Below are 17,743 nucleotides of genomic sequence, written 5' to 3' on the forward strand. Positions count from 1 at the left end.
TCAGGAGATCCGCACGAGAGGCGTGGCGGCGACACCGCCGAATTCCGCCAGCACCGTTTCGCCGGCGACCGCCGTCTGGCCGACGGCCACGCGCGGCGTCGCCGCTTCCGGCAGGAAGACGTCGACGCGCGAGCCGAAGCGGATCAGGCCGAAGCGTTCGCCTATGGCGATCGAGCCGCCGGTCTCGGCCCAGCAGACGATGCGCCGCGCCACGAGACCGGCGATCTGCACCGCCGCGACGGTGCCGTTGGGGCTGTCGATGACCAGCCCGTTGCGCTCGTTCTCGGTACTCGCCTTGTCGAGTTCGGCGTTGAGGAATTTTCCGGGCCGATGCTCGATACGGGAAATCTTGCCGCGCACCGGAGCGCGGTTCACGTGGCAGGAAAAGACGTTCATGAACACCGATATGCGGGTCATTTCGCCACTGCCGAGGCCAAGCTCGCGCGGCGGCACGGCCGGGCCGACCGCCGAAATGACGCCGTCGGCGGGGCTCACCACCAGACGGTCGTCGACCGGCGTCACCCGCTCGGGATCGCGGAAGAAATAAGCGCACCAGGCGGTGAGGATGAGCCCGATCCAGAACAGGATCGAGGAGAAATAGCCGAGGAAAAGCGTGCCCGCGCCGAAGGCGGCGATGAACGGATAGCCCTCGCGATGGATCGGTACGAACGCGTTCTTGACCGTATCGACAAGGCTCATGGGATGGGGCAGTCCCTGTTTCAGGTCCGGCCTCAATAACCGAAACACCCTCCGCCCGCAACGCGACAATGGGGAGGGGTGTTCCAGCTTGGCAAATACGGCGCCAGTACCCTTCAGCCGTCTCGGCGCCATGCGCCGATCCACCTTCTTCCACGAGGGAGAAGGAAAGCGGCCGCTAAGACAGCTCCGATGTGCGCCTGCGCACCACTATGCCCAGTTCGTCGCTTTCGCGGGCAATGCGCAGACGCTCCTCGGCTTCGGTCGCCTCGCGCTGGCGGTCCCACATCGAGGCGTAAAGCCCGTGCTTGCGCATCAGGTCGGCATGGGTGCCGCGTTCGGCGATCTGGCCGTCCTTGAGGACGATGATTTCGTCCGCCGTGATCACCGTCGACAGCCGGTGGGCGATGACGATGGTGGTGCGGCCCCGGCTGACCAGGTCGAGGGCAGCCTGGATCTCCTGTTCGGTATGGCTGTCCAGCGCCGAGGTCGCCTCGTCGAGCATCAGGATCGGCGGCGCCTTGAGGATGGTGCGGGCAATCGCCACGCGCTGCTTCTCGCCGCCGGAAAGCTTCAGACCGCGCTCGCCGACCATCGAGCGGTAGCCTTCGGGCAGCCGCTCGATGAAGGGGCCGATCTGGGCGAGTTCCGCCGCCTTGCGCACCTCCTCCTCGCTGGCGCCGATACGGCCGTAGCGGATGTTGTAGGCGATGGTGTCGTTGAACAGGACTGTGTCCTGCGGCACCATGCCGATCGCCGCGCGCAGGCTCTCCTGCGTCACCTCCCTGACATCCTGGCCGTCGATCAGCACCTGGCCCGACTGGATGTCGTAGAAGCGGAACAGCAGCCGCGAGATGGTCGACTTGCCCGCGCCCGAAGGGCCGACGATGGCGACCGTCTTGCCGGCCGGCACCTCGAAGCTGACGCCTTTCAGGATCTTGCGGTTCGGGTCGTAGGAGAAATGCACGTCGCGGAATTCGACCTTGCCGGCCTCGATCGCGAGCGGCCTGGCACCGGGCTTGTCGACGATCTCCTGCGGCACGTCGAGCAGGTCGAACATCTGCTCGATATCCGTGAGGCCCTGGCGAATCTCGCGGTAGATGAAACCGATGAAATTGAGCGGCACCGAGAGCTGCATCAGCATGGCGTTGATGAAGACGAAATCACCGACGGTCTGCGTGCCGCCCTGCACCTCGAGCGCGGACATGCACATGACGATGACCGTGCCCAGCCCGTAGATGACGCCCTGGCCGAAATTCAGCCAGCCGAGCGACGTCCAGATCCTCGTCGCCGACATCTCGTAGCGCGCCATGGAGCGATCGAAGCGCTCGGCCTCCATGGCCTCGTTGTTGAAATATTTAACCGTCTCGAAATTGAGCAGAGAGTCGATCGCCTTGGTGTTGGCGTCGGTGTCGCTGTCGTTCATGTCGCGGCGGATCGAAATGCGCCAGTCGCTGGCGCGAACCGTGAACCAGACATAGAGCCAGACGGTGACCGCCACCACGGCTACGTATTTCCAGCCATAGGTGTAGGCGAAGATGCCCGTGGTCAGCGCGAATTCGAGGATGGTCGGCGCCGTGTTGAGCATGATGAAGCGCACGATCGTCTCGATGCCCTTGGTGCCGCGCTCGATGATGCGCGACAGGCCGCCGGTGCGCCGCTCGAGATGGAAGCGCAGGGACAACTGGTGCATGTGGACGAAGGTGCGGAAGGCAAGCTGGCGCACCGCGTACTGGCCGACGCGGGCAAACAGCGCGTCGCGCAACTGGTTGAAGCCGAGTTGCACGAGCCGAACGACATTGTATGCGACAACCAACATGACCGGGGCGAGCAGGAAGGCGGGCAGCGGCGGCGTCGATTTGCCGCCGCCGGCCAAGGCGTCGGTCGCCCATTTGAAGAAATAGGGTCCCGCGACCAATGTCAGCTTGGCAACCACCAGCAGAATTGTCGCCCAGGTGACCCGCGCCCGCAGATCGGCACGATCCGCCGGCCACATATAGGGCCAGAGGTTAAGCAGCGTCTTGAAGGTCGGGGAATCGGCGGAGACGGTTTTTTCGGCCACTTTTCTTGCCTTTTGGGTGAGAGGGTCAGCGGCTGGTCGAACAGGAAACGACGAGCGCGCTCAGCGAAGCCGACACGCCGGCAAGCGCGGCTTGGTCCACCTCGTAACGCGAGCGCTGGCGGTCAGGCGCGAAGCGCACCAGCCCCGCCTCGACCAGGATCTTCAGATGCTGCGAGACGGTCGACTGGGCGAGATCGAGATGATCGACGACGTCGCGACAGCAGCAGAAACCGCTGGCAGACAGGCGTTTCAGGATCTCGATGCGCGCGGGGTGCGAGAGCGCGGCGAGGCGGGCAGCGATGGAGTGGCTGTCGGTGGTGCAAGAGGTTGGCGCGCTCGTCGCGCGGTCCGGGTCAGGCAGGGATTCGGTCATCGTTCATCGGCGATAGACGATGAACAGTGACGAGGCAAGCTGGCCGGATGGGGAGATTGCAGGCGAAGGGCTGCGAAGGATCGGCTTGCAGCCGTCCCGTTGACGCTTGCCTACTCCGTCTTCGCCGAATTCGTCGTCATCTGGTCACCCATCGCCTTGAGGTCGGCGGCCTCACCTTCCTTCGACCGTGGCGGGACCTTGAACACCTGTCCCGGCCAGATGCGGTCGGGATTGCGGATCTGGTCCTGGTTGGCGAGATAGATCGTCGAGTAGCGCATGCCGTAACCGTAAACGCGCCGCGAAATCCGCCACAGCGTGTCGTGACGGCGGATGATCACGGCGCCATCGGCATGTTCGAGCTTAGGTGAAACGGTCTCGGCCACATCGGAAGGCGGCGTGGCCGCTGCATCGGCCGGAGCCGGTTCCGCCGGGTTGGGCGCGACAGCGGCGGGCGCTTCAGCGGCAGCCAACGGTTCAGCAGGCTTTGCATCGGCCGCCTTGGATCCAGCAGGCGCCACGGCGGCGACCGCCTCGCCCGGTTCGCGCTCGAACGGCACGGCGGCGCGGGCCACTACCTTCACCCCGTCGGCATCGAGGCCATCGACACGGATGGTGTAACTGCCGACCGGTACGTCGCGCCTCGCCTCAACCAGGAAATGGCCATCCGGCGATGTCTGCGCCTCGCCAAGCAGGATGTCGTTGGCATAGGCGCGCACCTTGCGGCCCGGGTCGGCGAGGCCGGCGACAAAGATCTTGCTGCCGTCAATCTCGACCGCTTCGACGACGATCTTGGGTTCGGCCACGGATGCCGCGGGCGGCGTTGTCGGCGCCGCAGGAGCAGGCGTTGCTTCGACGGCGGCGGACGCGCCTGGCGCCGGAGCCGCGGCTGCAGGCGCTTCCGGTGTTGTCTGCGGCTGGGGCACGGTCAGCAGTTCGGCCGGCTTGCCCGGTTCCTCGACCATGGCCAGCACCTGGCCGCTCGCATTGGCGGGAATGGAGACGACGGCCGTCTGGGCCGAAGCGGTCACGACATCGCCGGCGGTGGAGCGCAAGGCAATCGTATAGTCACCGGGCTTCAGCGGATCATCGAGCACGATGACGAAGGCGCCATCCGGACCGGCGACCGTCGAGCCGATCACGGTCGAACCGTTGAGGATCTCGACCTTTGAATTGGGCGCGGCACTGCCGGCGACGACGATCGAACCATCGCCTTCGACGCGCACCACGTCGAAGGTCGGGGCGATCGGACCCGCGACGGCAGGCGCGGTTGCCTCCGAGGTGGGAGCGGCCGGTACCGCGGCCTGCGGCAGCCGCGCTTCCGTGGCCGGATTGGCAGGCTTCGGCGCCACAGGCGGAGCCTGCGCCGCGACGCCCGCCGGCGGCGTGCGATTGAAATACGGGTCGAGCGCGCCCGACACATAGGCGGTTCCCGCGACCGCGACGGTCCCACCCGCCGCGAACAGAAACGCCTTCAACGGATTGATCGCCATCTACTTCCCTGCCCCTTAGCCACCTAACGCCGGTCTAGCCTGTTTTACCATCACCGACAAGAAAAAGCCCGGACTTCTCGGCCCTTAGGGCTTGACCGCGCTTTCAGACCCAATCACCAATCATCGGCATGAATACGATTCGATCCGTCTGCGTCTATTGCGGCTCGTCTCCGGGCCGCGATGAAACCTATGCCAAGGCTGGTCACCTGCTCGGGCGATCGCTTGCGCGCTCCGGCCTCAGGCTAATCTATGGCGGCGGCACCAAGGGCATCATGGGCGCCGTCGCTGAAGGCGCGCTCAAGGCCGGCGGTAAGGTCACCGGTATCATTCCCCGCTTCCTGATCAACAGGGAAGCAACCGAAACCGCGCTAGACCGGCTCGACGAGCTCGTGATCACCGAAAACATGCACGAGCGCAAACATAAGATGTTCGAGAAATCCGACGCCTTTGTGGCGCTGCCGGGCGGCATCGGCACAGTCGAGGAGATCGTGGAGATCATGACCTGGGCGCAGCTCGGCCACCACCGCAAGCCGATCGTCTTCGCCAACGTCAGGGGATTCTGGGATCCGATGCTGGCGCTCATCGACCATATGACAACCGAAGGCTTCATTCACACCGCACAGCGCGTCAAGCCGCTGGTCGTCACTGACCCCGAGGCAATCGTCGCCGCCATCATGGTGGCAGGCTCCTCGGTCGATGCCCCGACGGAGGGCGTGCAGTCGGTGATAGACAAGATGTAAAGGAATAGAGCAGTAAGGCAATAAGGCAGTAAGGGAAGACAGGCCCCTACTCCCCTACTCCCCTACTCCCCTACTCCCCTACTCCAGGCGAGATCATCGAGGTCTTGCGCTCGAAGCGCTAAGTCCCGCAATCAATGCGGTGGCGGCGAAAGGCGCGGACGCATTGATGCGGCCGCTCGAGAGGCTGTGATCGGCTGTCAAGGAACCGTCACACGAAACCGCTCCGCCCGTGCTAAGTGTAGGGATCAGGCGCTGTCACGCGGTGCCATGCTCGAAATATGCATCCGGCACTGCACCCATGGATACTGCTCTCGCCCCGGAAGGCACCGACCTGTCGCCCTACCTGCCAGACGAGCATGGGCTGTTCTTCATCTATCATTTCACCGCCGACGGCCTGCGCACCAAGGATGCCGCCGGCGCGCAATGGACGTGGCGCAGCTACCAGCTTTCCGACATGCGGGCACGCCACGAGATCGCCGCAGAACAGGCCTTGCCGGCGCCTGTGCGCGAAGCCTTCCTGTCCGCCAGCCATGGCTGTCACATCGACCTCGAGGATGACTGGCTCTACGGCGACCTGCCGGATCTGCGCCACGACTATTCGGTGGAAGCCGGCGGGCTCGGCCATTTTCGTTTCGCCCTCAACGACACCATGCTGATCGGCGCCCGCAAGCAGCCCTTGCAGTCGGTCGACAATATCCGCAAGGCGATCGAGAACGGCTCGCGCAAGTTTCGCTCGCCGGCCGAGCTGATCGAGGCGGTCGTGGGCCAGTCGTTCGACGGCATGGCGGTGGAACTCGCTGCACTTGCCGACAGTCTCGACGGCATCGAGGACCGCATCGTCTGCGACGCATGGCACAATGAGCGGCAGGCACTCGTCGATGCACGCCGGCACCTGGTGGTGATCCACCGACAGATGGCGACGCTGACCAATCTGTTTCGCCATCTCGACCATTCGCACCGCAACGACCTGCCCGATTCGATCAACGACATGGCAGCACGACTTTCACACCGCGCGCAGACGCTGCACTATGATGGCGAGCAGTTGCAGGCGCGCGCCAGGCTGTTGCAGGACGAGCTGATGGCCAAGCTGACGACGCAGTCGAACCGGCTGCTCTACGTGCTGTCGGTGATGACCGCGGTTCTGTTGCCAATGACGATCATCTCGGGCCTGTTCGGCATGAATGTCGGCGGCTTGCCGCTGGTCAACACGCCCATAGGCTTCTGGGTGGTGACCGCGGTTTCGATGTTGATCGCTGGAGCGACCTATCTCTTCGTCAGGCGGCTCGGGCAGATGTAGCCCTGCGCGCCGCCGCCAGCATCGACCAGGAATACATGGCCAGCGCCGCCCAGATCAGGGCAAAGGCGACAGCCTGGGTGGTGTCGAACGGCTCTTTGAAGATCAGCACGGCAATCAGGAACACAATGGTCGGTGCAATATACTGCATGATGCCGATGGTGGAGAGGCGCAAAAGCCTGGCGCCGAATGCGAACAGCAGCAGCGGCACCGCAGTCACCGGTCCGCAACCGGCCAGCAACGCCGTATCGACGCCGTTGCCGGAAACGAAATGGTCCTGTCCGGTGGCGATCAGCCAAGCGATATAACCCAAGGCCGGCACCGACAACAGAAGCACTTCGAGCAGAAAACCCTGGCTGGGGCCGATCGGCAGCGTCTTGCGGAAAAAGCCGTAGGCGGCGAAGGAAAAGGCCAGCGCCAGCGATACCCATGGCAACTTGCCAGCCTCGATCGTCAGCACGGCAACCGCGATCGCCGCAAGCACCACGGCCGCGATCTGCAGCCGGTCGAGCCGCTCGCCGAGCAGCAGGGCGCCGACCACGACGCTGACCAGGGGATTGATGTAATAGCCAAGGGCGGTCTCGACGGTACGGTCGACGGCGATCGCCCAGACGTAGACCCCCCAATTGACCGAGATCAGCGCCGCCGTGAGCGCCGCCATGGCGATGGTGCGGGGCGAACGGATTGCCGCCTTGAAATCCGCCGTGCGGCCGGCCCAGACCAGAACCGCGGCGGCGATCGGCACCGACCAGACGATGCGGTGGGCGATCACCTCGGCAAGCGGCAGGTGCGCAACCGCTTTCATGTAGAAAGGCAGCAGCCCCCACAAGAAATAGGCACCCAGCGCCAGCAGGAAGCCGCGGCGGGCTTTTGAAACTGTGTCCTGGGTAGTTGCTTCAGCGGCCATGGCCCAACGCTATGGCCCAGTAACCTTGGCAAGACCATCGCAAAGTTCTGATGGATCAATGGACTTTCGCTGATGGTTCAAACTTACTCCGCCGCCACCAAGCCCGCCATGTCCCGGTTCTTCATCAGCTTGTAGATGATGGAATCCATCAGCGCCTGGAACGAGGCGTCGATGATGTTTTCGGAAACACCAACCGTCCACCAGCGGGCACCGGTCGTATCATGCGATTCGATCAGGACGCGAGTGATCGCCTCGGTGCCGCCATTGAGGATACGCACCTTGAAGTCGGCGAGTTCCAGATCGGCGATTTCCCCCTGGTATTTGCCAAGATCCTTGCGCAGCGCGATGTCGAGCGCATTGACGGGGCCGTGCCCCTCGGCCACCGACATCTTCTCCTGGCCCTCGACCAGCACCTTGACCACCGCTTCCGAAACCGTCTTCAACTGGCCATTGGCATCGAAGCGGCGTTCGATCATGCAACGGAACGAGGTGACGTGGAAGAACTCGGGCAAGCCGTGCAGCATCTTGCGCGCCAGGAGCTCGAAGGAGGCGTCGGCGCCCTCATAGGCGTAGCCGGAGGCCTCGCGCTCCTTGACCACCGCTATCAATGCGTCGAGCCGGTGGTCGTCCTTCGGCACATCGATGCCGCGCCGCTTCAGCTCGGCCAGGAAATTGGCCTTGCCGCCCTGGTCGGAGACCATGACGCGGCGGCGGTTGCCAACCGCTTCCGGCGGCACATGCTCGTAGGTCGCAGGTTCCTTAGCGAGCGCCGAAGCGTGGATGCCTGCCTTGGTGGCGAAGGCGGAAGCGCCGACATAGGGCGCCTGCGCCTCCGGAGCGCGGTTCAAGAGTTCGTCGAAGGCGCGCGACAGGCGCGAAATGCCAGTCAGCGCCTCGGCGGAAATCCCCGTCTCGAAACGGTCGGCGAAGGCCGGCTTCAGCGCCAGCGTCGGCACGATGGAGATCAGATTGGCGTTGCCGCAGCGCTCGCCAATGCCGTTCAGCGTGCCCTGGATCTGGCGCACGCCTGCCTCGACCGCGGCCAGCGAATTCGCCACCGCCTGGCCGGTGTCGTCATGGGCATGGATGCCGAGACGGTCGCCGGGAATGCCCGCGGCGACGACGCTTTCCACGACAGTGCGTACTTCCGAGGGCTGCGTGCCGCCATTGGTGTCGCAAAGCACCACCCAGCGCGCGCCGGCATCATAGGCGGTCTTGGCGCACGCCAGCGCATAGTCCGGATTGGCCTTGAACCCGTCGAAGAAATGCTCGCAATCGACCATCGCCTCTTTCCCCGCGGCAATGGTGGCTTCCACCGAAGCCTTGATGGACTCCAGATTCTCCTCGTTGGTGCAGCCGAGCGCCACACGGACATGATAGTCCCAGCTCTTGGCGACGAAGCAGATGGCGTCCGACCGCGACTGGACGAGTGCGGCAAGCCCGGGATCGTTGGAGGCCGACACACCCGCCCGCTTGGTCATGCCGAAGGCGACGAACTTTGCCTGCGCGGTACGCTTTTCCCTGAAGAAGGCCGTGTCGGTCGGATTGGCGCCGGGGTAACCGCCTTCAACATAGTCGAGGCCGAACTCGTCGAGCAGGTTTGCAATCGCAATCTTGTCCTCGACCGAGAAGTCGATGCCGGGCGTCTGCTGGCCATCGCGAAGCGTGGTGTCGAAGAGGTAGAGGCGTTGTTTTTTCATCGTCCTGTGGGCGCTTGAACGCCCCCCTCTGGCCAGCCGGCCATCTCCCCCTCAAGGGGGGAGATCGGCAGTTCGAATGCCCCGCCACCACCTGCGGCGCCGAAAATTTGCGAAACCCCGGGTGACAGCCGATCTCCCCCCTTCAGGGGGATATGGCCGGCAGACCAGAGGGGGGTGAGCGCCGACATCAGTTTTTCCCCACAAACCCATCCGTAGCCCGGATCAGCCGGTCCAATATGCCCGGCTCGGAATAGGCATGGCCGGCGCCCTCGATCAGGTGAAAGTCCGCCTTTGGCCAGGCCTTGTGCAGCGCCCAGGCGTAGCGTGCCGGGCACGGCATGTCGTAGCGGCCGTGGACGATGGTGCCGGGGATGTCTTTCAACTTCCAGGCATCGCGCAGTAACTGCCCCTCGTCCAGCCAGCCGGCATGGACGAAGTAGTGGTTCTCGATGCGGGCGAAGGCGATGGCGTAGTCGTCCTCACCAAACGGTCCGCTGGTCTCCGGCTCGGGCAAAAGCGTGATCGTCTCGCCCTCCCACAGGCTCCAGGCGCGGGCCGCCTCGATCTGCGCGTTTCGATCAGAGCCCACCAGCCGCTTGCGATAGGCCGCCATCATGTCGCCGCGCTCGGCCTCGGGGATCGGCGCCAGGAAGCGCTCCCACTTGTCGGGAAACATCTCGGAGACGCCGAACTGATAGTACCATTCGAGCTCGGGACGGGTCAGCGTGTAGATGCCGCGCACAACGAGCTCACTGACGCGTTGCGGGTGCGTCTCGGCATAGGCGAGCGCCAGCGTCGAACCCCAGGAACCGCCGAAGACCAGCCATTTGTCGAAGCCGGCCATTTCGCGCAGGCGCTCGATGTCCGCGACCAGGTGCCACGTGGTGTTGGCCTCCAGCGAGGCATTCGGCGTCGACTTGCCGCAACCGCGCTGGTCGAACAGGATGACGTCGTAGAGATCGGGATCGAACAGCCGCCGATGCTTTGGCGAGATGGTGCCGCCCGGCCCGCCATGCAGGAACACTGCCGGCTTGGCGCCTTTGGTGCCGGAGCGTTCCCAATAGACCTGGTGGCCGTCGCCGACGTCGAGCATACCGCTCTCGAAGGCTTCGATCTCGGGATAAAGCGTGCGCAGTTCAGAGTTCATAGTTGCAAACCTTTGGACGGCCAGTCCGTTGTTTCATGGTCGGGATGCTGGAAGGAGACGATCTGCTCCTGCCTTGCGTAATAGTCTGGATCCTGGTGGACGGGCTGATCGAAGATCGTCTCCACCCAAGGCAGCCGCGCGGCATAATTGACCTGGATCTGCGGCGCCAGGTCGGAGCGATCGTCGAAAGCGCCGATGGCGATCTCCAGGCCGCCAGGCTGGCGGTAGGTCAGCGGCGTGCCGCAGCGGGCGCAGAAACCGCGATCGATGTTGACCGAGGACTGGAAATAGCTCGGCTCCTCACGGGTCCATTCGACGCCGTCCTTCGGCGCCGTCACCAGGGCGCCGAAAAAGGAACCGAACTGTTTCTGGCACATGCGGCAGTGGCAGATGGACGGGCGTCCAAGCTTGCCCTTGATGCGGAAGCGCACGGCGCCGCACTGGCAGCCGCCGGTTCGAACGGTTTCGCTCATGGTGTTTTCTCCGGCGGCCATTGCTCGGTGTCATGGTCGGGATGCTGGTAGGAGACAAGCTCGGCCAGATAGGGAGCCGAACCCATGTCCGCCATCGTATCCTCGCCCGGCAATTCTGGAATGGAATCGACGTAAGGCAGCTTTGCCTCCGTGCCCCACTGGATGGTCGGCGCGATATCAGCCGGATCGTCGAAGGCGGCAATCGCCAGCGCCATGCCGTCCGGCGCCTCGAAGGTCAGCGGCGTTCCGCATTCGGCGCAGAAGCCGCGCCAGGCAGCGTTCGACGAGCGGAAGCGCTTGGGCTCGCCGCGCGTCCAATCCACCTTGGCGCCGCGCACCGAGACCAGCGGAAGGTAGAAATTGCCGCTCGCCTTCTGGCACATGCGGCAATGGCAGACCGAGGCATCGCCGAGTGCGCCCTCGACGCGAAAGCGTACGGCGCCGCACTGGCAGCCGCCGGTGTAGATCGGCCGGTTGTCTAGGCTCATGGCAGGTCACTCCGCATCATGGCAGACGGCCTCGACATTGTTGCCGTCGGGATCGAAGACGAAGGCGCCATAGTAGTTCGCATGATAGTGCGGGCGCAGGCCCGGCCCGCCATTGTCCTTGCCGCCGGCGGCAAGAGCGGCGGCATGGAAAGCATCAACCTCGGCGCGGCTGCGCGCGGTGAAGGCGACGTGCTGGCGGGCCTTTTGCCCCTCCTTGCCTTCCTGGTGCCAGAACACCGGCCGATCGCGGCCGTAGCCACCGACCTTGGCGCCGCCTGTGTATTCCAGCGGCACCATATAGAGCAGCGAGGCGCCAAGCGGCGCCATCGCCTTGTCATAGAAAGCCTTCGAAGCGTCGAAATCGGCAACGTCGATGCCGAGATGGTCGATCATGGAACGAACTCCTCCCGTGCTTCCTCCGGCACATCTGCGATGGCCAGGCCGGCCGAAATCACGATGTGCTGGCAGACATTGTCGATATCGCGGATGACGTCATCGTTCCAGAAGCGCAGGATGGTCCAGCCGAGTGCTTCCAGCTTGGCCGTTCTTGCTGCGTCAGATGCCGAAACCTCATGCGAAGCGTGCTGGGAGCCATCCAGCTCAACAATCAGCTTTTTGTTGGGACAAGCAAAGTCGACGATATAGCCTGCAATGGGCATTTGGCGTCGAAACGCCAGCCCCATGAGGCGGTGTGCGCGTATCTCATTCCAAAGCTTCAGTTCCGCATCGGTCATAGCTTTTCGCATCTTGCGCGCGTTGCCACGATTGAGGGGAGATACAGGATGATGGGTCACGGCGAGGCGCCCCCCTCTGTCCTGCCGGACATCTCCCCCTCAAGGGGGGAGATCAGCAGCTTCGCCGACTGCACCCAGCCTTCAACGTCGGCGATTGGCGAAAGCCGAGGTGACGGCCGATCTCCCCCCTTGAGGGGGAGATGTCCGGCAGGACAGAGGGGGGCGCCTCGCGCTACCCTCTCAATTCCTACCGTGTGAGCAGCCACCCTCACCGCTTCACCTCCCACGTGGTGATGCGCTCGCCGGTGATCGGGTCCTTGCCATCCTTCAGTTGCACGCCTTGCGCCAGAAGTTCATCGCGCACGCGGTCGGCTTCTTTCCAGTTTTTCGCCGCGATAAGCGTCAGGCGTTCGGCGATCGCCTTGGCGACCGTGGCTTCATCGACCTTGGCCGCCCCGACATCGAAACCCAGGAAGGCAAGCGCACCCTTCAGCGAGGCCGCTGCGGCGTTTTCGCCATCGCCGCCGAAGTCGACCGCCTCGCCGGCCAACTGGGTCAAAACCTGGAAGGCGGCGTAGGTGGCGAGATCATCCGACAACGCCTGCACGACCTCGGCCGGCAATTGCCCGACCGCCGGCGCCAGATCGGCCGCGCGTTTCCACTTGCGCAGCGTGTTCTCCGCTTCCTCGAGCTTGCGCACGGAAAAGTCGATCGGTTCGCGATAATGCGTCATCAGCATCGCCAGCCGCAGCACCTCGCCGGGCCATTTGCGGCCGCCGAACGTTTCGGTCTCCAGCAACTCGTTGATCGAGTAGAAATTGCCGAGGCTCTTCGACATCTTCTGCCCTTCGACCTGCAGGAAGCCGTTGTGCATCCAGATATTGGCCATCACATCGGTGCCGTGCGCGCAGCGTGACTGGGCGATCTCGTTCTCGTGGTGCGGGAAGATCAGGTCGAGACCGCCGCCATGGATATCGAAGACCTCGCCAAGATAGGCGGCGGACATGGCCGAGCATTCGATGTGCCAGCCCGGCCGGCCCCTGCCCCATGGGCTCTGCCAGCCCGGCTCCTCCGGGGACGACAACTTCCACAGCACGAAGTCGCCAGGATTCCTCTTGTGCGCGTCGACTGCAACGCGAGCACCGGCCTGCTGCTCGTCGAGATTTCGCTTCGACAACTGGCCGTAGTCGGGCATCGAAGCGGTGTCGAACAGCACTTCGCCTGCGGCAACATAGGCATGGCCGCGTTTGATCAGGTTTTGAATCAAGGTGATCATGTCTGCCTTGCCGTCGGCGCGGGGCTCGACGAACTCGGTAGCGCGCGGCTCGACTGTCGGCTCCAGGCAGCCGAGCGTCGCGACGTCCTTGTGGAATTGGCCCGCGGTCTTCTCCGTCACCCGCCTTATCGCCTCGTTAAGCGACAGTCTGCCGGCTGATATCTCGCTGCCGAAATCGCGCAGTGCGCGTGCGTTGATCTTGTCGTCGACATCCGTGATGTTGCGCACATAGGTGACATGCGTCTCGCCATAGAGATGGCGTAGCAGCCGGAACAGCACGTCGAAGACGATCACCGGCCTGGCATTGCCGATATGGGCGAAGTCGTAGACGGTCGGACCGCAGACATACATGCGCACGTTCAGCGCGTCGATCGGGACGAAATCCTGCTTCGCGCGCGTCAGCGTGTTGTAGAGGCGCAGGCCCTTCGATGCGTCAGACATTCCATGCCTTTCCGGTTCAGAACTTTTGCCTGGATGAAGCCAGCTCCGCGCCGAGGCGCAAAACGGACTCCAGCCTGCTGGCCGGGGCGTTTGTCCAATCTAGGGGAAGATGAGGCGAAAACGTCCGGACCAGCGCGAAGCTAGCCAATAATGCAAATGCCACAAATGGCGAAAGACGTTTTCATAGGCGGCTTTATCGCCTTGGCCAGTGTTGCCGTCAAGTCGCTCATCCCGAGAAAAACGACGCCAGAACTGGCAAATGCGTCGCCCGATCACACGGAATCAGCCACTGAAACATTTTATTAAACATGTCGGCACAGTCATGAAACATACGCCGGCTAGATCAACCTGCGTCACGATTTGGTCGGATTCGGCCGCCAAACGCAGACACGGAAACGTTATCTGGGAAGAGACACATGCCTCGAAGCAAGCAGGAAGCCAACCGCGCCAAGCAACCGGCGCTGGCAAGCCATTATCGCGCAATCGGCCCGGCCGCGATCGTCGCCGCCCTTCTCCACACCGCGAAGAAGAAAAAGCCGGTGCAGAAAATCGTATCGCCCCGCGCCGCCTGAAGCAGTGCGCGATCGGCCCAAGGGTCCGAACGAGGCGCCAAACCGCACCTCGAACAGAGTTTCTGCTAAAACAGCGTCATCTGACTGTCGTCCGCGTCGGGTTTCCGGCGCTTGACCTTCTCGGGCTCGGGCCCGATCTCCCCCTTCTCCTGAATCTCCGGCCCGGTGTTGGCGACCTTGTTGACGAGGTCGGAGACCGGAATCGCTTCGAAGAAGTCGCGCTGCGCCGGCCGCAACAGGTCGGCAACATCGCGCGGCTCAAGCCCGCGGCAATCGAGCCAGCGGGCGAAGTCTTCAGGTGCGATCACCACGGGCATGCGGTCATGGATATGCGCGATGTCGGAATTGGCCTCGACCGTCAGAATGGCGCCGGTGTCCATTTCCGAGCCGCCCGGTTCGGCATAGGTTTCAACCAGCCCGGCAAAGGCGACCAACCCGCCATGCCGCGGCCTGATCCAGTAAGGCTGCCCCTTCCTGCCGCCCGCCTCTCCGGGCCGCGCCTGACGCCATTCGTAAAAGCCGGATGCCGGCACCAGCGCCCGGCGATGGCGCATGGCAGCTTTGAACGAGGCCTTTTCGATTACGCCTTCGGAGCGTGCGTTGAACAGCAGCGGAAATTCGCTGACATCCTTTACCCAGGCGGGGATCAGGCCCCAGCGCACCAGCATCGGCCGGCGGTCAGGCAGGTTGGAACCCGGCGCCCGCGGCGGGCCTGAGATCGCCATCAGCACCGGCTGCGTCGGCGCTATATTGTAGCGCGCAGGAAACTGCTCCACCTCCGCCAGGCCGAGGAAAGCGGCTGTCTGGTCCGGTGTCGCGGTCAAGGCAAAACGTCCGCACATGTCTATTGGTCCTGATGTCCGGTTTCGAAAGTGGCGATGGAACAGCAGCACTGCAACCGTTAAAGCTGTCTGGCGTCGGCCGGTCCACAACAGGCTGCCGCAATCAGGGTCATCGGAAATCCATGGACGAAGTGCGAAAAGTCATTCCCGCGGTCTCGGTCGCCGTTGTGCGCGGCGACGCCGTACTTCTGGTCAAGCGGGCGCGACAACCCTCGCAAGGGCTCTATGCATTCCCGGGCGGCAAGGTCGAAGCCGGTGAGACGCTGGAACAGGCGGCACGGCGCGAACTGCTGGAGGAGACGCAATTGCAGGCCGAAAGCTACCGGCGGCTGCGCGAAATTCTCATCGACGGCACGCTCGACGGCCATGCGGTCGATTACCAGCTGACGGTGTTCGGTGCGGCCCATGCCGGCGGCGAGGCCGTGGCCAGCGACGACGCCGAGACCGCCGCCTTCTACACGCTGGCCGAAATGGCCGATCTGCCGCTTGCCGGTTCGGTGCTCGCGGTCGCCGAGGAACTGCTCGGACGGGCGTCGCAAAACCCTGGGCGACCCTGAAATCCGGAATTCGCCCGGCACAATCGCCTTGCAGGCGGCAAATTGTTTGGCCAGATTGACTTATGCGTTGCCTTCTTCTCCTTCTCGCGACATGCCTCGCCGTCAGCACCGTGGCGGCACGGCCGGCGTTCAGCGCCGAGGCACCCTTCGAACCGGGGCTGATGCGGCTGGCGGAGGTCTTGGGATCGCTGCATTTCCTGCGCAATCTGTGCGGCGAAAAGGGTGACCAGTGGCGCGGCGAGATGCAGAGGCTGCTCGAATCGGAAAACCCGGATCCGGAACGGCGCGCCCGCTTCATCGCCAGCTTCAATCGCGGCTACCGCTCATTCGGCGGCACCTACACGCAATGCACCGCGTCGGCGACCGAAGCCATCGGACGCTACATGAAGGAAGGCGAGACCCTGTCGCGCGACATCGCCTCGCGTTACGGCAACTAGCGCATGTCGCCAAAGTGCCCTCACAAGAGCGCATCCGGCCTTCATCAACAGATATCCGGTCCATTGCCGGCGGCTAGGGGCATATCCAGCTTGTGTCGAGAACTGTCCTGGTGCAATCCTTTTGTTGCGCTTATGCAACAGCGTTAATGAAACGTTAGCGCGCGGATGTGGAATTAACTCAAACTGAAGGTTTTCACCCCGCAGGCACGCCTAATCGGCTAAGTTTGAGCAGGATTGAATGCAGCTTCGCAAGCGCAACCGGCCCCCTGTAAAGAACGATCAAAAAAATGTCGTATTTACAAAGACTTATTTGCGGCTGCGTGTAAACGGAACAGATCAAGCCTGATCCATCGACGGATCGCTGCTTGCAAGGGTGGACATCGCTTATGGAACATGGTGTCAACGACATCGACGCGCTGGTCAGGGAAGAAAAGCGCCTGACCGCGGTGGAGAGCCACAGCGAGGCCTGGGCCGAAGGTCTTTCGGCAGGCATAGAACCCGAGATCATCGCCGAAGCAGCGCTTGAAACCGCGTTCGGCGAAATGCTGCGCGCCAACGGCGAGACATCGGCCCTTGCCCTGCTCGACCGCATGCGTGAAAAGGTGATTGCTGGCGCCTTCGAACCCGAACGGCTGCGGCACTGAACCGACGTCCGGTTCTTTGACGGCAAATGCCGCTCGGGCATCATGCCCGGAAGCAGGGAGACGGGCAGTGAACTTTTCTATGTCAGGCAAGCCGCACGGCTTGGTCCTTTGCATCTGTTTCGCCGCGTGCAGTGCCGCGATTCCCTTGGTTGCGTGCCTGACAAGCAGTCCCGCTTATGCGCTGAGCGAGATCAAGCGCGAAGAACTCCCCTCGCCGGTCCAAGACGATGACGCGTCGTCGCCGGGAAGCACCGTGCCGATACCCGATCCGGTCGGAACGCCATCTTCGACCAGCCAGCCAACCGCCCCGGACAAGGCCGAACCGGTCACCCCGCCGAACGGCGACGGCGCCACCAACAGGCCGCGCGTCGATCCCGACGCGCCCACGCCGGAGGTCGTCTACGACCTCGGCAAGCTGCCTGAACCGGTGCGGCGCATGCATGACCTGATCATCGAAGCCTGCGAGAGCGGCGACATCGAAAGACTGAGGCCTTTGATCGGCAAGGGCGACGGCATGACCCAGATATCGCTGACCGACATAGATGGCGACGCCATTACCTTCCTCAAGGGGCTCTCCGGCGACCAGGATGGCCAGGAGATTCTCGCCATACTGGAGGAGGTGCTCAATGCCGGCTATGTCCATGTCGATGCCGGGACGCCACAAGAGCTCTATGTCTGGCCGTATTTCTTTGCCCTTCCCCTGGACAAGCTCGACGCCAGGCAACGGGTCGAGCTGTTCAAGATCGTCACCGCGAGCGACTTCGACGACATGAAGCAGTTCGGCGCCTACATCTTCTACCGCGTCGGCATCACGCCCGCCGGTCAATGGACGTTTTTCGTCGCCGGGGATTGAAACGTCGGGCTGGCGAA

Annotated in this window: 20 protein-coding genes; 7 read left to right on the forward strand and 13 right to left on the reverse strand. The window is 63.5% G+C overall.

All coding sequences use genetic code 11. The annotated features are described in order from the left end of the window. The 4 genes from FJ964_RS04890 to FJ964_RS04905 form a co-directional block, all read right to left on the reverse strand. Entirely contained in the window at positions 1 to 699 is a 699-nt protein-coding gene (locus FJ964_RS04890) for a phosphatidylserine decarboxylase (RefSeq protein ID WP_140549309.1), read from the reverse strand. Between the two features lie 175 nt (positions 700 to 874). Continuing rightward, on the reverse strand, positions 875 to 2,758 hold the full coding sequence (locus FJ964_RS04895) for an ABC transporter ATP-binding protein/permease (protein ID WP_140549310.1): 1,884 nt from the start codon (positions 2,756 to 2,758) through the stop codon (positions 875 to 877). A 25-nt stretch (positions 2,759 to 2,783) separates the two neighbouring features. Continuing rightward, on the reverse strand, positions 2,784 to 3,131 hold the full coding sequence (locus FJ964_RS04900; protein WP_140549311.1) for a metalloregulator ArsR/SmtB family transcription factor: 348 nt from the start codon (positions 3,129 to 3,131) through the stop codon (positions 2,784 to 2,786). A 110-nt stretch (positions 3,132 to 3,241) separates the two neighbouring features. Next, on the reverse strand, positions 3,242 to 4,621 hold the full coding sequence (locus tag FJ964_RS04905) for a LysM peptidoglycan-binding domain-containing protein (protein ID WP_140549312.1): 1,380 nt from the start codon (positions 4,619 to 4,621) through the stop codon (positions 3,242 to 3,244). 128 nt (positions 4,622 to 4,749) lie between these two features. Here FJ964_RS04905 and FJ964_RS04910 point away from each other — a divergent pair, with 128 nt between their 5' ends. Continuing rightward, positions 4,750 to 5,361, forward strand: coding sequence for a TIGR00730 family Rossman fold protein (locus tag FJ964_RS04910; protein ID WP_140549313.1), 612 nt, complete (start codon positions 4,750 to 4,752; stop codon positions 5,359 to 5,361). 298 nt (positions 5,362 to 5,659) lie between these two features. Then, on the forward strand, positions 5,660 to 6,658 hold the full coding sequence (locus FJ964_RS04915) for a transporter (protein ID WP_140549314.1): 999 nt from the start codon (positions 5,660 to 5,662) through the stop codon (positions 6,656 to 6,658). On the opposite strand, the gene rarD is transcribed toward FJ964_RS04915, so the two are convergent. From rarD to cysS, 8 genes are all read right to left on the reverse strand, one after another. After that, positions 6,636 to 7,562 (reverse strand): EamA family transporter RarD, encoded by a 927-nt coding sequence (gene rarD, locus FJ964_RS04920; protein WP_140549315.1) that lies wholly within the window; start codon positions 7,560 to 7,562, stop codon positions 6,636 to 6,638. The genes FJ964_RS04915 and rarD overlap by 23 nt on opposite strands. Positions 7,563 to 7,645: 83 nt before the next feature. Then, on the reverse strand, positions 7,646 to 9,262 hold the full coding sequence (gene cimA, locus FJ964_RS04925; protein WP_140549316.1) for a citramalate synthase: 1,617 nt from the start codon (positions 9,260 to 9,262) through the stop codon (positions 7,646 to 7,648). A gap of 187 nt (positions 9,263 to 9,449) precedes the next feature. Beyond that, a complete protein-coding gene (gene pip / locus FJ964_RS04935; RefSeq protein WP_140549318.1) occupies positions 9,450 to 10,409 on the reverse strand; it encodes a prolyl aminopeptidase in 960 nt (319 codons plus the stop codon). After that, positions 10,406 to 10,882 carry a GFA family protein gene (locus tag FJ964_RS04940; protein WP_140549319.1) on the reverse strand — a complete coding sequence of 159 codons (477 nt, stop codon included), beginning with the start codon at positions 10,880 to 10,882 and terminating at the stop codon, positions 10,406 to 10,408. The genes pip and FJ964_RS04940 overlap by 4 nt, the downstream gene beginning before the upstream one ends. Next, positions 10,879 to 11,370, reverse strand: coding sequence for a GFA family protein (locus tag FJ964_RS04945; RefSeq protein WP_140549320.1), 492 nt, complete (start codon positions 11,368 to 11,370; stop codon positions 10,879 to 10,881). Before FJ964_RS04945 ends, FJ964_RS04940 begins: the two co-directional genes overlap by 4 nt. 6 nt (positions 11,371 to 11,376) lie before the next feature. Continuing rightward, entirely contained in the window at positions 11,377 to 11,763 is a 387-nt protein-coding gene (locus FJ964_RS04950; RefSeq protein WP_140549321.1) for a VOC family protein, read from the reverse strand. Beyond that, positions 11,760 to 12,116: an endonuclease domain-containing protein gene (locus FJ964_RS04955; RefSeq protein WP_140549400.1), complete on the reverse strand. Its 357-nt coding sequence runs from the start codon at positions 12,114 to 12,116 to the stop codon at positions 11,760 to 11,762. The genes FJ964_RS04950 and FJ964_RS04955 overlap by 4 nt, the downstream gene beginning before the upstream one ends. 256 nt (positions 12,117 to 12,372) lie before the next feature. Beyond that, a complete protein-coding gene (cysS, locus tag FJ964_RS04965) occupies positions 12,373 to 13,821 on the reverse strand; it encodes a cysteine--tRNA ligase (protein ID WP_140549322.1) in 1,449 nt (482 codons plus the stop codon). A gap of 416 nt (positions 13,822 to 14,237) precedes the next feature. On the opposite strand from cysS, the gene FJ964_RS04970 reads away from it, so the two are divergent. Then, complete coding sequence (locus FJ964_RS04970; protein WP_140549323.1) at positions 14,238 to 14,393, forward strand: hypothetical protein; 156 nt, start codon at positions 14,238 to 14,240, stop codon at positions 14,391 to 14,393. Positions 14,394 to 14,458: 65 nt separating this feature from the next. On the opposite strand, the gene FJ964_RS04975 is transcribed toward FJ964_RS04970, so the two are convergent. After that, positions 14,459 to 15,235 carry an SOS response-associated peptidase gene (locus tag FJ964_RS04975; protein WP_140549324.1) on the reverse strand — a complete coding sequence of 259 codons (777 nt, stop codon included), beginning with the start codon at positions 15,233 to 15,235 and terminating at the stop codon, positions 14,459 to 14,461. A gap of 122 nt (positions 15,236 to 15,357) precedes the next feature. On the opposite strand from FJ964_RS04975, the gene FJ964_RS04980 reads away from it, so the two are divergent. The 4 genes from FJ964_RS04980 to FJ964_RS04995 all read left to right on the forward strand — a co-directional run bounded on the left by FJ964_RS04980 (position 15,358) and on the right by FJ964_RS04995 (position 17,726). Further along, positions 15,358 to 15,792, forward strand: a complete 435-nt coding sequence (locus FJ964_RS04980) for an NUDIX domain-containing protein (protein WP_140549325.1) — start codon at positions 15,358 to 15,360, stop codon at positions 15,790 to 15,792. A 62-nt stretch (positions 15,793 to 15,854) separates the two neighbouring features. Continuing rightward, positions 15,855 to 16,229, forward strand: coding sequence for a TIGR02301 family protein (locus FJ964_RS04985; protein WP_140549326.1), 375 nt, complete (start codon positions 15,855 to 15,857; stop codon positions 16,227 to 16,229). 386 nt (positions 16,230 to 16,615) lie between these two features. Beyond that, on the forward strand, positions 16,616 to 16,873 hold the full coding sequence (locus FJ964_RS04990) for a hypothetical protein (RefSeq protein ID WP_008874920.1): 258 nt from the start codon (positions 16,616 to 16,618) through the stop codon (positions 16,871 to 16,873). Positions 16,874 to 16,940: 67 nt separating this feature from the next. After that, positions 16,941 to 17,726 (forward strand): hypothetical protein, encoded by a 786-nt coding sequence (locus tag FJ964_RS04995; RefSeq protein ID WP_181172360.1) that lies wholly within the window; start codon positions 16,941 to 16,943, stop codon positions 17,724 to 17,726. Positions 17,727 to 17,743: the final 17 nt, after the last annotated feature.

Source organism: Mesorhizobium sp. B2-3-2, assembly GCF_006442295.1.
Classification (GTDB): Bacteria; Pseudomonadota; Alphaproteobacteria; order Rhizobiales; family Rhizobiaceae; genus Mesorhizobium.